Origin of the sequence: Paraburkholderia hospita (genome assembly GCF_002902965.1) — a bacterium.
In the GTDB taxonomy this organism is placed as follows: Bacteria; Pseudomonadota; Gammaproteobacteria; order Burkholderiales; family Burkholderiaceae; genus Paraburkholderia; species Paraburkholderia hospita.
On sequence record NZ_CP026106.1, the window covers coordinates 1,435,627 to 1,450,206 of the forward strand.

The window sequence follows — 14,580 nt, forward strand, 5'->3', positions numbered from 1 at the left end:
TATTCCGTGTCGTCGAGCCGTTTTCGACATTTCGGCGAGCAACGAGGCAGCCGCGAAAATATTCCGCTGCATCGAAAAGTTTTTGCGGCGCCGCGTTTCAATGGAAGGCGTGCTAGGTCGACGCAATTCCTTTCGATAGATTAATCATCCTAATCAATTTTTACATAAATCCATACTCAACGGAAATCTACCAGGTTAGTGTTCTGGGCGAGGGAGGCGAGCCCGGTCAGGATCGAGTCTGGCCATGAACGATCGGTGATCCTCTGCCCGGATCAACAGGCAAGCTATGAGGGCGTTGAGATGACATCTATTGCTTGCGTCGGCGACGCGAACACGCATGGCGGATTCATTATCACCGGCTCCAGCACGATGCTCGTGCTGGGGCGTCAGGTGGCACGGCAGTTCGATCTGATTTCGTGTCCCATGCACGGAGTCAACGAGATCATCGAAGGTTCCGACATGGTGCTGGACAACGGCAGGATGGTTGCGCTCGATGGACATCGATGTGCCTGCGGTTGTGCGTTGATTGCAGGCGGATCGTTCGCGTCTGTCCGATAGGGCGCCTGCAGTATTCGTGAGGCGAAGAGGCCGCATCGCCGGGCATCAATACCAGTAGTAACAAAAATAGCGAAGTCATGAAACGTGGAATGATCGAAGCGGGCAGTGGCACGGTTGGCGAAATGCTGAACCGCAACTCAGAGACGGGACGTCAGACTTACTTTCTCGATGTGCCCGGGACGGCAAGCGCATCGCAACTATCGGTCGTATCGTTCGAAGCCACGGAAAAGCTTGGCGAACCGTGGCGCGTCACGATCAGGCTCACGCATCCCGAGGGCCTGCCGCGCGCCGACTATCTTGGCAAGGATGCCGTATTCTCGATCGTTCCCTTGGATGGGGACCGTAGGGCGTTTTCGGGGTGGCTCACGCGTTTCACGAAACTGAAGACGACGCACGATTTCAGCAGCTATGAGATGGTCGTCGAAGCGCATTTTGCAAAGCTCGCGCGGGTCCGTGCGAGCCGGATCTTCCAGCATCAAAGCGCGCCGGAGATCATTGAATCGATCTTGCGCGAGCATGGCTTCAAGGGCCACCAGTTCAGTTTCACCTTGCGCCGGCAATACCCGCAGCACGCATTCCGCTTTGCTTACCAGATAGACGACCTCTCGTACGTCCAGATGCTGATGCAGAAGGAAGGCATTTTCTGCCAGATCAACGAGGGTGAGCACGGCGACGTGCTGAATTTTTGCGACGACGTCGACCACTATATCTACACGCCTGCGCTGCACGTGCCATACCGGGAGACATCGGGCCTGGAGGCGGGCATCGAGGCCGTGTTCTCGCTCAGGACGGCGGCCCGCACGATCGCGCAATCGGTCACGGTAGCTGACTACAATCCCGATCAGGCATTCGAGCGATTCAAGGCCGAAGCCAACGTGTCGCGCGATGACAAGACGACATACGGCCCGCAGTACATCTGGGGTACGCATCATCAGAACGGGAACGGCGCGCAGTGGGAAGCGCAACTGCGCCACGAGGTCGAAGTTGCGTGGCAGGTTCTCTATGAAGGCGAGAGCAACGTCGTCGGACTACGGCCGGCGCGCGTGCTGCACACGGATGAGGTCTTGCCGGATGCGCCTAACGGGCAGGTCATTATCGCCGTTTCACACCGTGGCTCGCGTGATGAGGCGTACACCAACAGGTATGAGGCGATTCCAGCCGATCGGCGTTTCCGGTTGAAATGCGATGAAGCCGGATGGCCGAAGATCACCGGCACGCTGAGCGCGCGCGTGACGTCGCCGGGGCAATACAAATACGCGTATCTCACCCAGCAAGGGTATTACGTCGTCCGTTTCGATCTGGATTTCTCGACCTGGAGTCCGGGCGGAGAGAGCGTGCCATTGCGCCTTGCCAAACCTTTCGCCGGGGCGCTGCAGACGGGTTTTCACTTTCCGCTCATCGACGGCACCGAGGTAGCGGTTGCCTTTCATGATGGCAATCCTGATCGGCCCTATATAGCGCACGCGATGCACAACAGCCAGTCGACCGACCACGTGACGAGCGACGACAGATGGCTCTCGCGCAATGTTATCCGCACACAGAGCAACAACAAGCTGCGCATGGAGGACTGGCAAGGCCAGGAGGGCGTCAAGCTTGCCACCGAGTACGGCAAGACGCAGTTGAACATGGGGTTTCTCGTCGATCGCAACAGGCAACAGCGCGGCGACGGATATGAATTGCGCACGGACGATTGGGGCGTATTACGCGCCGGTAAAGGCATCTTCATCAGCGCGGACGCCCAGAGCAAGGCAGAGGGACAGGCGCTCGACATGCAGCAGGCCCAGCAGCAACTGTCGACGGCCCATGCCCGGATGCGAAGCCTTTCGGAGTCCGTGACCCAGGCAAAGGCGGTCGTTGCGGCATGTGAGGAACAACAGAACTTGCTCGATCGTCAGATCAGGAACCTCCAGCAGGCCGTCATTCTCGCTTCCGCCCCGCACGGCATGGCGTTCACGAGCGGCGAACACATGCAGATCGCGGCGGGAGGCCATCTGTTCACGACGGCGGGCGGGAATGCAGATGCGGCTGTTGGCGGCAACTACACGGTCGCGGCCGGCAATGCGGTGTCGCTGTACGCGAACGCGCAGGGAATGAAGCTTTTTTCGGGTAAAGGCAAGGTCGAGATGCAGTCCCAGTCCGACGCGCTAGAACTCACGGCACTAAAAGGCGTTTCCATATCCAGCACGCAAGATACGGTCACGTTGAACGCGAGCAAGTCGCTGATATTGATGTGTGGTGGCGCGTATATCAAGCTCGAGGGTTCACAGGTCGAGATTGGCAGTGCGGGAGAGATCGCTTTGAAGGGGCCGTTGCGCATCGGCGGCTCGGCCACGCAACACGCTGCATTGCCTGTTTTGCCGACGCAGCAGGACACAGGCATGCAGTTGTGGCACACGTATCCCAATGGCGACCCGGTAAAGAACGCGAAATACAAGATTGTCTTTCCGGACGGAAGCTCCCGGGCAGGTCGTCTCGATGCCAATGGCAAGGCGACAGTTGCAGACGTCCCGCGAGGTGGCGGTCGCGTGCAGTACTTCGAAGAGGACGGTTCGTTCGAGTCGCAAAGCCGCAGATTCGCGGACCCCGACGGGCGTCCGCAGACCACGACCAGCGGGGACACACCTGCGCTGCCGAGCATGACGTCTCAAGCCCTTTCTGCGGCGCCTGCCCTGGTCGGGGCGGCGGCCGGCGGCGGCATCGATGGTGCGATCAAGCACGGTCGAGGCGCTGGCGCCGATGCACTCGCGCAGGTTGCGGGCACGGCGATGCATTCAGCCGGCGTGCCGGCCGATGTCGCGGGCCCAATTGTGTCGGCCGCCGCGACGGCAGCGATGGGAGGCAGCGCTGCTGCGAGCCAGGCCGCGATCGGCGCGCTTGCTGCTCAAGCGGGCCACGCGGTCGGCCAGCCGTCATCCGGTTTTGGAGAAATCCATAGCCAATCGCCGGTTTCGCTCGCAAGAACAATGCGCTAGGCCGTTTGGCGGCATCTCGCGCAATTCGATAAAGAACAACAACGCACCTTGAATATGGCATCGCAAGTTCCAGCCAGCACGGTTACCGCGGCCGCCGCGGTTCCGGCCGTCCTCCACAGCAACGCAGAGCAGCGCCGTCTGTTGATAAGCCAGGTCCCGGCCGCAGCCGTCGCGGCACAGCCCGAGCTCAAGCGGGTCGCCGTCGAATCGGTGAAGGATCACGCGCAGCAGATTTTTATCCAGTGTCTGTATATGGTCCCGCTGGTGGGCAACGCGATGTCGCTCGCGGATGTGGGGACGGACCTGTACCGGCTATTCAGGAATGAGCCTGACCCCGCAAGCGGCAAGAAATACGCGGAGAACGTGCTGCACTGGGGCGTGCTCGCCATCGACGCAATCGGTGTCATTCCCGGCGCGGGCAATGCGAGCCGCCCGGCGCGCGCGGTGGTCAAGGATGTGCTGCTGGCATTTGCGTCGGGTGGGCTGGGCGTCGCGGTGGACATGCTGTGGGCGGCGGCGGGAGGCGATGCCCAGGATTTCATGTTGACGCTCGATAAGCATCTGGAGAGCTGGAAGAATGAAATCATCAATGGCCTGCGCACCATCAGCCGCAGCTTCGCGCGGTTCATCGAGGACCCGACCTCGGTGGAGGATCAGATGGAGCGCGTCGGGAAGAAGGATGGATTCTTCTCGTGGGTGCCCTCGCAGGAACATATCGCGCTGGTGGCGCTCGATCAGTTGCTCAGTCATACGGGCCTGAAATCGAAGATCCTGGCGTGGCTTGCCGAATTCGACCGCAACACGCCGGCGATGATCGGCCAGGCGATCGGCACGGTCGGGGAGGCCGGATCGCTGGCGTGCATGGCATGGCAGATCGCTCAGGCAATCGGCCACCGAGGCAAGCTGTCCGAGCCGCAGGCGTCGTTGCCGCATGGTGAAGGCGTGCACCCTCCCGCCGGGCACAAGGGCGGCGCAAACCCTGAGCCGCATCAGCCCGCGCCGTCGCACGAAGCGCAGGTGTCGACGGGCGCGCGAACGGAACCCGACCAGAAGCCCGGAACCCACGAGCAGCGCACGCAGCAGGGCGCCGAAGCCAGCCGGACGCCGGCGAAGAACGGCTGCGGCTGCCCGCCCGTGAAAGGCGGCGGCTCGATCAACTACGCGATGGGCGACGAGAACCTCGAGCAGACCGACTTCGCGCTCGATGGTGTAGTGCCCATTGTGTGGACGCGGCTCTATCGTTCGAGCCTCGTCGCGTACGACGGCAGCGCGCTGGGCGCGCGCTGGAGCAGCCCATATCACCTGTCGCTGACCGGGCAGGACGACGTACTGACTTATTTCGACGCCGATGGCCGCGCGGTCGCACTGCCGCGCGTGGCAATCGGCGAGGCGCTCGACGTGCCGCGCGAGCAGATGACGGTCAGCCGCCCGGATGCGCGGCGCGTGCAGTTGCGTTTTCTGGATGGCTCGCGTGAAGACTACGAACTGCATGCGACACCCGCCGCGCGCCGCTATGTCCTGACGGCTCGCACGGGACGCGACGGCCTGGGCGTGACGCTCGCCTATAACGCGGCGGGCGAACTGGCTGGCCTGTCGGATGGGCACGGCCTCGCTGTAGCGCTCGATTACACCGACGGACGGGTGACAGCGATCCGGCGTCTGGATGCCGCGGGCGGTACGCTCGATGTGCTCGCGCGCTACGAATACAGTCGCGAAGGCGACCTGATTGCGCACACGGATGTGCTCGGTCATCGCCGGTCCTATGCGTACGAACAGCACCTGCTCACCCACTACACCGATTTCAACGGCTTTGCGACCTGTCTCGAATGGGACTGGCCCGCCCGACGCGCGGGCGCGCCCGCGCCCGCCGATGCGAAGTGCGTTCACGAATGGCGCTGTAACGACCGCTATCCAGACGAGCGCTACGTCGAACTGTTCTTCGAGTACCACCGCGAGCACTGGTACACGAAGGTCACCGATGCCGATGGTCATGCGACGATTCATCGCTATGACTATCACAACCAGATCGTGCGGGTCGAGCAGCCCGACGGATCGCGCGACACCTATACCTGGGACGATCGCGGCCAGCTGATTGCGATGCAAAACGGCGCGGGCCAGATCGAGCGGTTTGCATATGACGAAGCGGGCCGTATCGCCGCCGTCACCGATGCGCTCGGCAATACGACGCGCACGGAATACAACGCGACAGGTCTGCCCGTGCAGGTCACGAACGCGGCAGGCGACGTGACGCACACCGCTTACGATGCGCTGGGCCGTCCCGCATCGGTGACGAACGCCGCGGGAGCGACGAGCTACCGCTGGAGCGACAGCGGGCGGCTGATCGCGCTGACGGACCCGAAGGGCGGCACGCGCGAGTTTGCCTATGACGGCGCAGGGCGTCTCGTGTCGGCGCGGGACTGTTCGGGTTACGAAACGCGCTATCAATACGATGCGCGCGGCTATCTGCTCGCGCGTACGGACGCGCTTGGGCAGGTGACGTCGTATCGTCACGATGCCCGCGGCCAGTTGCTGCAGGTGACGCGTGCGGATGGCATCGGCGAGCGGCTGGCCTACGACGCCGAGGGCAACCTCACGACCTATACGGACGGCGCGGGCCAGGTCACGCGCTATAGCTATAACGGCAATCACCAGCCGTATTCGCGTACCGATGCTGCCGGCCGCATGCTTGCGTACAACTACGATCGTCAATGGCGTCTTACGCAACTGCGCAACGAGAACGGCGAGACGATGCGGTTTCGCTACGATGCGCTCGGGCGGCTGGTCGAGGAGACGGGATTCGACGATAGCGTCACGCAGTACGGGTACGACGCGGCAGGTCGGCTCGCACAGTCGCGTCAGGGCGACGCGTGGACGGTATACACACGCGATGCGCTGGGCAGGTTGACGCAGCGTGATATGCGCGGGCCGAACGGCGCAGTCAGCGAGCGCTTTTTCCATGACCTGCGCGGGCGACTCACCACGGCGCAGACGGAAGACAGCACCGTACGCCTTCACTACGACGACGCGGGCCATCTCGTTGCCGAGGAGCAGCACGTCAGCCTCGCTCTCGGCGAATCGTACGTCACGGTCTCGCGGCATGAGTACGACGCACTGGGCAACCGCATCCGCACGACACTGCCTAACACCCGCACTGTTGACTGGCTTCGCTATGGGTCGGGGCATGTGCATGGCGTGCTGCTCGATGGGCAGCCGCTGCTGGACTTCGAGCGCGACCGGTTGCATCGCGAGACGGGTCGCGTACATGCGGGGGCTTCAGCCAGCAGCGCGAATACGATCCCACCGGGCGTCTGACGCGGTTCTCGGTGATGGCGGCGCACCCGTCTACGCAACATGAGCGGCTTGCGGAGCGTCGGCTGCGCTATGACGCGGCGGGGCAACTGGCACGCATCGACGACCGCACGCGTGGCGCGTCGGAATACGGTTATGACCCGGTGGGCCGGTTGCTGAAGGCGGTGACGCCTGATCTGACGGAGATTTTTGCGTTCGATCCTGCCGGCAACCCGGTCGATCCGGCGAAGATCCCGCCGTATCCGGACGGGCTGGAAACGGAGCGCGAGCGCACGGCACGGTACGCACGCGAAGCGGCCGAGGATGCGGAGTGGATGCGTGCACATCCCGGGCAGAAGCCGTTCTCGCGCCACGATGCGCGCGGCGTGCAGGATCGCGAGAAGGTGGAGGCGTGGCGTAAGTCGCTGCCGAAGTGGCTCGATAACGTGATGGGCGAGTATCTCGGGGTGACATACGAATACGACGCGCACGGCAAACTTGCGCGGCGCAGGGAGCCGGGCGGGCTGACATGGCTGTATGGGTGGGATGCGGCCGGTCGTCTGAAGGAGGCTCGACGCTATGCGCGGCCGCCTGCGGCGCATGAGGTCGATCATCAGGTGCGGACCGCCGACAGTGTGCGGTTCGTGCCGGGCAAGGTGCAGCCCGAGGTGAGCGTGCGGCTGCGCTATGACGCGTTCGGGCGGCGCACGCTCAAGGAAGTGGAGCGCGCGGGCGGCGGTATCGATCGCACGGTGTTTACGTGGGACGGTGATCTGATGCTGCTCGAGGAGCGGTTTCATGAGGCACCGGCCGGGCGCAGGGATGAGGGGCTGCGTACGTATGGTGGTGTGCGTCTGGTGCGTGAGGACTCCGATGATGCGTACGCGTTACCCGTGGCGCAGCGCCAGCACACGCTGGGGGTGAGGCGGTATCAGTGGCAGGCGGCGTCGGTGTATCTGTACGAGCCGGGCACGTTCGTGCCGCTGGCGCGGCTGGATGAGACGCTGGAGCAGGCGGCGTATCTGGCTACGGGCACGGATGGGCGCTTTGTCGGATATCCCGCGCGGACGCGGCGCGCGACGTACTTTTACCAGAATGATCATCTGGGCACGCCTCAGGAACTGGTGGATGAGTCGGGCAAGGTGGTGTGGCTGGGGCGGTATCGGGCGTGGGGAGCGCTCAGGGGCGCGAAGCTGGCCAATGGGGAGGCGGCTGAAACTGGGAATCTGATACGGTCGCAGGGGCAGTATCATGATGAGGAACTGGGGCTGCACTACAATCGCCATCGGTATTATGAGCCGCACAGTGGGCGGTTTATCAGTAAAGACCTGATTGGGTTGGCGGGTGGGATCAACGTTTATCAATATGCGCCCAATCCGGTCGCGTGGATTGATCCGCTTGGCATGGCACGTATTTACAAAGACGCGCCGTATCACGGAACTACAGATAACGCCGTCAAGAGTAAGGCACCAGCTAATGGACAAGCTGCCCTTGATAACTCAGTACAGGTCAAAGACACGTCGCCGAGGCGCGTAGGCGTTGATACCGAAAATGATGAGCTTGTTGTGATGGACAAGACAAGAACGCATGCTAACGGGGATGAAGAATTCCACGGACACGTGCGTTGCTGGTGTGATCTGCATAATGATCAACAATCTGCGCTGAGAAGGGCCGGGAAGGTCACGAGCAAAGGGAGAATAAAATGAGTCATTACAGCAAGGAAGAGCTTGACAGGCTGTTGAAATCTACTGATAAGAATATCGTTATCGATGCGCTTATGTATTTGTGCTTCAACATCGACGATCCCGAGTGGATTCAAGACAAGTGCATTGAAGCGATTGAAAGTGGGAAGGATGAGGATGTTAGGGGCTTGGGTATTACGTGCATTGGGCATGTAGCAAGAATGTACTCGCAGATAAACCGAAAAAAAGTGATGCCGGTCTTGGAACACCAGCTTAGTAATGAGTCTCTGTCAGGAAGAGCGCAAGATGCTCTTGATGACATTGAATCGTTTGTGAAGTAAATGCGAGGGCCGTTGACGCAGTTCTTTGTGGGTCTGCCCTCCGGTAATGGTCAACGTCCTTGTTCAACGTTGACCTTTGCGTGTAGCCCTGCTTCAAATCCCGCTTGCTCGACCCATCGCAGGCGAGCTGGATCGACAACTCAATGGGCGAGTATTTCGGTGCAACGTACGAGTATGACGCGGACGGGAATCTTGCGCGGCGCAGGGAAGCGGGCGAGCTGACATGGCTGTATGGGTGGGATGCGGCCGGTCGCCTGAAGGAGGCACGGCGCTATGCGCGACCGCCCGCGGCGCATGAGGTCGATCATCACGTGCGGACCGCCGACAGTGTACGGTTCGTGCCGGGCAACGTGCAGCCCGAGGTGACCGTGCTGCTGCGCTATGACGCGTTCGGGCGACGCACGCTCAAGGCGCGCACGCGGCACGCGACGTACTTTTACCAGAACGATCATCTGGGGACGCCGCAGGAAGGTGGTGTGGCTGGGGCGGTACCGGGCGTGGGGCGCGCTCAGGGGTGCGAAGCTGGCCAATGGGGAGGCGGCGGAAACCGGGAATCTGATACGGGCGCAGGGGCAGTATCATGATGAGGAACTGGGGCTGTGTTACAACCGGTATCGGTACTATGATCCGCATGCGGGGCGGTTCATAAGTAGGGATCCGATTGGGCTGCGCGGCGGCATCAATCTGTATGCGTATGCGCCCAACCCGGTGCAATGGATCGATCCGCACGGATTAACTGGCACATTCAAAACCGGATGGCTACACGCCAGGAAGCGGTACTGGCTTCACTCCGGGAGAAAACGTTCCGGGAAGTTAAAAAATGAAAAGCAGTGAGGTACTTGTTGCCGATGGTCAGATTGAGACGTTCTCTTACAGAGGAAATTGTCTAACTGTCCTTATACGGACTGATGGAGGAGCATTCGAAGTTATCTTCCATACGGTTCTTGGCATGAAAGCGACTTCTCCTGAAGGACAGGATTTGTCGCATTTGGCCGAGAGTGCTGAGAGCCCGTATCTCGTTGAGACATGTAGAGCAGCAGAGGAACCGGCGGATGGGTTCAAGGAGTTTAGTTTTATTTCCGCATGGAACGACGAGCCATTATTAACCGTTGTTGCTATTGACGTTCAGGTTCCCCAAACGTTGCGTTAGCACGAAGGGCCGCATACGCGGCCCTTCATGCTTTTACTCGGCGGTAATGTTCAGGCGTCCGTGTTCAACGTTGATCCTGACGCGCTGCCCTGCTGCAAATCCGGCGGTCTCGATCCACCGTCCGGCGAGCTTCATCCACGGATAAAGCGGCGGCTCGGTTCGCAGATGTAACGGTCGGTTCCAGTTGCGCTGGAAGTGTCTCGGCTGCTTGATGGTCACGAAATGTTCCGTGACGTGTGAACGTGCTCTCAGATTGGCAATAGCCATAGTTAACTCTCCTAACATGAGCGGGTTGCGGAGCGTCGGCTGCGCTATGACGGGGCGGGGCAACTGGCACGCATCGACGACCGCACGCGTGGCGCGTCGGAATACGGTTATGACCCGGTGGGCCGGTTGCTGAAGGCGGTGACGCCTGACCTGACGGAGATCTTTGCGTTCGATCCTGCCGGCAACCCGATCGATGCGGCGAAGATCCCGCCGTATCCGGACGGGCTGGAAACGGAGCACGAGCGCACGGCACGGTACGCGCGCGATGCGGCCGAGGATGCGGAGTGGATGCGTGCGCATCCCGGGCAGAAGCCGTTCCGCCTCAAAGGCGCCCGGAGAGTTTGGGGGGTGCCCCTATGTGATTCGTCAAGCGGTAGGGGCGGATTTTGGTTGGTAGAGGGTGCCGTCGCGCAGCATGGCGAACAGCACGTCGCAGCGTCGTCGAGCGAGAGCGATGAGCGCCTGATTGTGGCGCTTGCCCTGCTGGACCTTGCGCGTGTAATAGTCCCTTGAGATCGGGTCTCGCAGGGCAGCAAAGGCCGAGAGGAAGAGCGCTCTCTTGAGTACCTTGTTGCCCCGTCTGGACGGGTGTTCGCCACGGATGGACGAGCCCGAGCGTCGGGTCACCGGGGCGAGGCCGGCGTAGGCGGCGAGATGCGCAGCCGATGCGAAGGCTTTGTGAGCGACTTCAGTGAGGAGTCTGGCGGCGGTCCTGACGCCGACTCCCGGCATGCTGGTCAGGACCGGCCAAAGAGGGTGTGCGTGCACCAGACGTTCAACTTCGCTGGCAACCTCCTCGCGTTGCTTGCGCAAGGATGCGAGTTGCTGGGCAAGACGCGGCATGACGATGGTTGCGGCCTGAGTACCGGGCACGATCACAGCCTGTTCGCTGAGCGCCTGGACGATGTCGGAAGCCAGGCTCTTGCCCATGCGAGGTGCGAGTTTGGTGAGGCGGTTGGCGAGTGTTTTCTCGCTGGCTGAGGCGAGCTCGGCGGGTGACGGGTATCGCTCAAGCAGATCGAGCACGGCCGGATGGTCGAGCCGCGGCCCCACGACCCTTTCCAGCGCCGGATGGATCTGGGTGAGCAGACCTCGAATGCGGTTGCTGGTCTGCGTGATCTGGGCCGCCAGATCGTCGTCGAAGCCGCACAGCATGGTGAGTTCGGCGAGTGGTTCGTCAGCCAGCCGAAGTGAGCGCAGCGTATGCGGCATTGAGCGCGCGGCTTCAGCAATGATGGCGGCATCGCGAGCATCAGTCTTGGCTTCACCGGCGTGCAGGTCGGCGATGCGGCGCATAGCCAGACCCGGTAGATATGCGACCAGAACATCTTCATCACGGGCGACTGCCACGGGCAACGCGCCGATGGTGGCGGGTTGATCGACGACGAACAGGAGCTGGCCGTGCGTCTTGAGTTCGGTAATGAGGGCGCGCAGCTTGGCCTCATCGTTGGGCAGCGCCTTGTTGTAAAGGCGCTTTCCGCGCCGATCGAGGGCGACGGCGTGATGGTGGCCTTTGCCGACATCGACGCCGACGAATACATCGACAGAGCTATGTTGTTGGTTTTCTTGCATCGAAGGCTTTGCAGGTTGAACGGTTTGGCCTGCAACATCGGTGGCAAGTCTCGGCATCCACGTTACGGACGGCCTCAAGATATCCTGGCCGAGCCCCTATTAGCGATCACCAGCCACCCACCAGGCCCGGTGACAACACCCCCCGGATCATGACTGCGACTGGGGGCGAGAATCATGCCGGGCCTAGCTGGCCAAATCCTCGATTGTCGAGGAATGAAGATAGTAACGGGGCACAGGAAAGGATTGCGCATGTATGTTGAACACAGCGAATCTTCCGAAGACGGCACAAACGACGATGCTTGAACAGCCAGCCCCTATTTCTCCCTCAACCTCAACGGAAAAATAACCATCGCCGCCAGCAACCCCAGCACCCCACCAATCAACGTCTCCCACGCCCGCGCCGTGAGAAATGGAATCGAGTGGATGCCGTTCACCGCGAGCGTGACGATCAGCGTGAACGCAAACGCGCCGCACGCGATGTCGTATCGCTCGGGCAGCGCCATCGAATAAACGATCATCGCCAGCGCCGCAGCGAGCCAGATCAGCAACGGCGCATGCTCCGCAATCGGCAAACAGATGAGTCCTAGCGGCACCCCAACGAGCGTGCCGATGATCCGCCGCCGCACGCGCTGCACGGTGCCCGTCGCGGACCCCGCGACCACGTACGTGCAGGCCGTGATCGCCCACACCGATTCCGCGAGGTTCAGCCACGCGTTCAACGCGACGATCACGAGCGCGCCGCTCGCGGCCTGCAGTCCCATCACGAACTCGGGTGAAGGCCGTCCGGCCACAGGCTCGGGTCCGGGCGACAGCGCGGCGACGACGGCTGGCCGTTCGGCGGGCCCGCTCAGCAGCCGCGGCACGATCGACGCCAGCATCGCGATCAACCCGGCAATTGCAATGCCGGGCAGATCGGCGGGAACGAGTTTCGCGCCGTAGGCCAGCAGTTGCCCGATGTAGATCTGCGAGCCGAGTCCCCCGCCGGTCACGCCGAATCGCTTCAGATAGCCGACGAGGAACGCACCCGTGACCAGTACGAGCTCGGGACCCGCATGCCCGAAGAAGAGCAATGGCTGTGCAAGACATACGTACAACGCCGCGCCGAGCGCGGCCGCCGCGCATAGCAGCGCGAGATCGCGGCTCGATTCGGGCCGTGTCGTGCGCGCCTCCGACACGCTTGCCCACAGCGCGAAGTTGGCCGCGAGCAGGCCGACTGACGCATCGCGTGGCAATCCATGCGTGACGTCCTGCAATGTGCCGAGCGCCGAGGCGAGGCCGTATGCCGTCACGAGGCGCAGCCCCTTGATGCGTCGGTGCGTGCCGGGATCGACGCGCGCGAGCCAGTTGCCGAGCGCGGCAAATGGGTGCCTCGCGGGTATCTCGCGGCGCGCCGTGTCGGCGGAAGGTTCGCGATCGGCGGGATCAGTGGACGGTTCCATGGTGCGAGTCGTCACAATTGGGCAAAGGTTCGCATGAGGGAAAGCGGCGTCTCGTCGAGTACGCGCAAGGCGAGACGCGATCGGCGGATCGTGGCGCGGCAATCGCGCAATGCCCGTTTCACTGGCTTGCCGCCGAGGCCGGGTTCGCGCTGCTGGCAGGCGAACCGCCCACATTGGCGGCCGGACCTGCAGCGGACGCGGCTTCGGACGACGCCACCGCCTCCGACGCCGCCGCCGTTCCCGACCCCCCCGAATCGGCTGCCGTCTGTGCCGCAGGCGGCACGGATGCGCCGGACACGGGCGCCGGCGTGGACAACGTACCCGATGCCGTGCTGCTGGTGAGCTGCGGAGCCCCTTCGTCCGCGGCCGTTCGTTGCCGGTAGCCGTACAGGATGATACCGATCAGCAGCACGATGACGACGAGTATGCCCCAAGCCCAGACGGGAACGCGGCGCGGGCGGGGCGCGACGGGTTCGACTGTCGTCAGCAACTGCTTGGGCGCACCGGGCGCGGCAGCAGCAGAAGCGCCGGCAGCGCCACCCGCCAGTCCGTAAAGATCGCCGCCAGAATATCCGCCGGACGGCGCTGTATCCGCGGATGGCGGCGCCCCGTTCGTCGCCCAACCAGGTGGCCCGTTCCCAGCGACGGCGTGCGCGCGCGGCATGCCCGCCGCGAGTTCGACGAGCCGTTGCGGGACGCTGTCCGCGAACGCAGCGGAACTCGCGAATCCGAGCGCCGTCGCAAATCCCTCTGCAAGCCACGGCGCAGTGATCGGCCATTGATAGGCGAGCAAGCCCGGCAGGTCGCCGGCGCTGCCCTGTTCGAGCAGCATATGGTGCTTGGCGGCACCGAACACCACGGCCGATGCGACATCCGTCAGCGCATGCGCGGCTTGCGGCGGCACGGTCGTCAGGGCGGCGATGTGGTCGCTGATCAACGCGATCTCGCGGCTGTCGGCGATGCGCGTCGCCAGCGCATGACCTGAGCGCTCGACGGCCTTCAGCCCGTGCGAACTCGCGGTCAGGCCGGCGAGCTGCGCCGCGATGCGCGGATTGGATTCGGTGGACATGATCACGACGAACAGGCGCTGCGCGCTTTCCGCGCTGCCTCCTCTCGCCATCATCGTCAGCACGATGCCGGGCGCCGCGCGTTCCACGACCTGCCGGATCGCGTCGGGTGGCAAGCCGATGCGGCTGCTCAACTGCTCGAGGACGTAGGGATTGAAGGCGGCGTTGGCCGCGGCGACCAGATCGGCGTCGTTCACCAGAGGTCTCCTTCGTGTTAGCAAACGGATGAGAGAGTCACCTGAGT

The 14,580-nt window shown here is 62.7% G+C and carries 12 protein-coding genes; 8 read left to right on the forward strand and 4 right to left on the reverse strand.

The window, feature by feature from the left end:
- The first annotated feature begins 300 nt into the window (after window positions 1-300).
- The 8 genes from C2L64_RS24820 to C2L64_RS53380 all read left to right on the forward strand — a co-directional run bounded on the left by C2L64_RS24820 (window position 301) and on the right by C2L64_RS53380 (window position 9,991).
- Complete coding sequence (locus C2L64_RS24820; protein WP_007576596.1) at window positions 301-558, forward strand: PAAR domain-containing protein; 258 nt, start codon at window positions 301-303, stop codon at window positions 556-558.
- A gap of 77 nt (window positions 559-635) precedes the next feature.
- Window positions 636-3,530 carry a type VI secretion system Vgr family protein gene (locus tag C2L64_RS24825; protein ID WP_063717299.1) on the forward strand — a complete coding sequence of 965 codons (2,895 nt, stop codon included), beginning with the start codon at window positions 636-638 and terminating at the stop codon, window positions 3,528-3,530.
- A 141-nt stretch (window positions 3,531-3,671) separates the two neighbouring features.
- Window positions 3,672-6,842, forward strand: a complete 3,171-nt coding sequence (locus tag C2L64_RS24830) for a DUF6531 domain-containing protein (protein ID WP_158660536.1) — start codon at window positions 3,672-3,674, stop codon at window positions 6,840-6,842.
- 14 nt (window positions 6,843-6,856) lie between these two features.
- Window positions 6,857-8,524, forward strand: coding sequence for an RHS repeat-associated core domain-containing protein (locus C2L64_RS55885; protein WP_051058136.1), 1,668 nt, complete (start codon window positions 6,857-6,859; stop codon window positions 8,522-8,524).
- Window positions 8,521-8,841, forward strand: coding sequence for a hypothetical protein (locus C2L64_RS24840; RefSeq protein ID WP_007576600.1), 321 nt, complete (start codon window positions 8,521-8,523; stop codon window positions 8,839-8,841). Before C2L64_RS55885 ends, C2L64_RS24840 begins: the two co-directional genes overlap by 4 nt.
- A gap of 104 nt (window positions 8,842-8,945) precedes the next feature.
- Window positions 8,946-9,425, forward strand: a complete 480-nt coding sequence (locus C2L64_RS55025; RefSeq protein WP_103153720.1) for an RHS repeat domain-containing protein — start codon at window positions 8,946-8,948, stop codon at window positions 9,423-9,425.
- Complete coding sequence (locus tag C2L64_RS56115; RefSeq protein WP_322789408.1) at window positions 9,316-9,675, forward strand: RHS repeat-associated core domain-containing protein; 360 nt, start codon at window positions 9,316-9,318, stop codon at window positions 9,673-9,675. The genes C2L64_RS55025 and C2L64_RS56115 overlap by 110 nt, the downstream gene beginning before the upstream one ends.
- Window positions 9,662-9,991, forward strand: a complete 330-nt coding sequence (locus C2L64_RS53380; protein ID WP_131542572.1) for a hypothetical protein — start codon at window positions 9,662-9,664, stop codon at window positions 9,989-9,991. The genes C2L64_RS56115 and C2L64_RS53380 overlap by 14 nt, the downstream gene beginning before the upstream one ends.
- Window positions 9,992-10,024: 33 nt before the next feature.
- Here the strand turns inward: C2L64_RS53380 and C2L64_RS24855 are convergent, their stop codons facing one another.
- The 4 genes from C2L64_RS24855 to C2L64_RS24875 all read right to left on the reverse strand — a co-directional run bounded on the left by C2L64_RS24855 (window position 10,025) and on the right by C2L64_RS24875 (window position 14,533).
- Entirely contained in the window at window positions 10,025-10,258 is a 234-nt protein-coding gene (locus C2L64_RS24855) for a SymE family type I addiction module toxin (protein ID WP_007576603.1), read from the reverse strand.
- A 366-nt stretch (window positions 10,259-10,624) separates the two neighbouring features.
- Window positions 10,625-11,830 (reverse strand): IS110 family RNA-guided transposase, encoded by a 1,206-nt coding sequence (locus C2L64_RS24865; RefSeq protein ID WP_007587666.1) that lies wholly within the window; start codon window positions 11,828-11,830, stop codon window positions 10,625-10,627.
- 314 nt (window positions 11,831-12,144) lie between these two features.
- The gene (locus C2L64_RS24870; protein ID WP_007583629.1) at window positions 12,145-13,269 is read right to left on the reverse strand and encodes an FUSC family protein; all 1,125 of its coding nucleotides are present in this window, start codon (window positions 13,267-13,269) and stop codon (window positions 12,145-12,147) included.
- Between the two features lie 118 nt (window positions 13,270-13,387).
- Entirely contained in the window at window positions 13,388-14,533 is a 1,146-nt protein-coding gene (locus C2L64_RS24875) for a hypothetical protein (protein WP_007583627.1), read from the reverse strand.
- Between the last annotated feature and the right edge of the window lie 47 nt (window positions 14,534-14,580).

Bases quoted from the DNA above. Each gene is read 5' to 3' on its own strand.
- C2L64_RS24820 (WP_007576596.1), top strand. From the start codon at position 301: ATGACATCTATTGCTTGCGTCGGCGACGCGAACACGCATGGCGGATTC.
- C2L64_RS24825 (WP_063717299.1), top strand. From the start codon at position 636: ATGAAACGTGGAATGATCGAAGCGGGCAGTGGCACGGTTGGCGAAATG.
- C2L64_RS55885 (WP_051058136.1), top strand. From the start codon at position 6,857: ATGGCGGCGCACCCGTCTACGCAACATGAGCGGCTTGCGGAGCGTCGG.
- C2L64_RS24840 (WP_007576600.1), top strand. From the start codon at position 8,521: ATGAGTCATTACAGCAAGGAAGAGCTTGACAGGCTGTTGAAATCTACT.
- C2L64_RS53380 (WP_131542572.1), top strand. From the start codon at position 9,662: ATGAAAAGCAGTGAGGTACTTGTTGCCGATGGTCAGATTGAGACGTTC.
- C2L64_RS24855 (WP_007576603.1), bottom strand. From the start codon at position 10,258: ATGGCTATTGCCAATCTGAGAGCACGTTCACACGTCACGGAACATTTC.
- C2L64_RS24865 (WP_007587666.1), bottom strand. From the start codon at position 11,830: ATGCAAGAAAACCAACAACATAGCTCTGTCGATGTATTCGTCGGCGTC.
- C2L64_RS24870 (WP_007583629.1), bottom strand. From the start codon at position 13,269: ATGGAACCGTCCACTGATCCCGCCGATCGCGAACCTTCCGCCGACACG.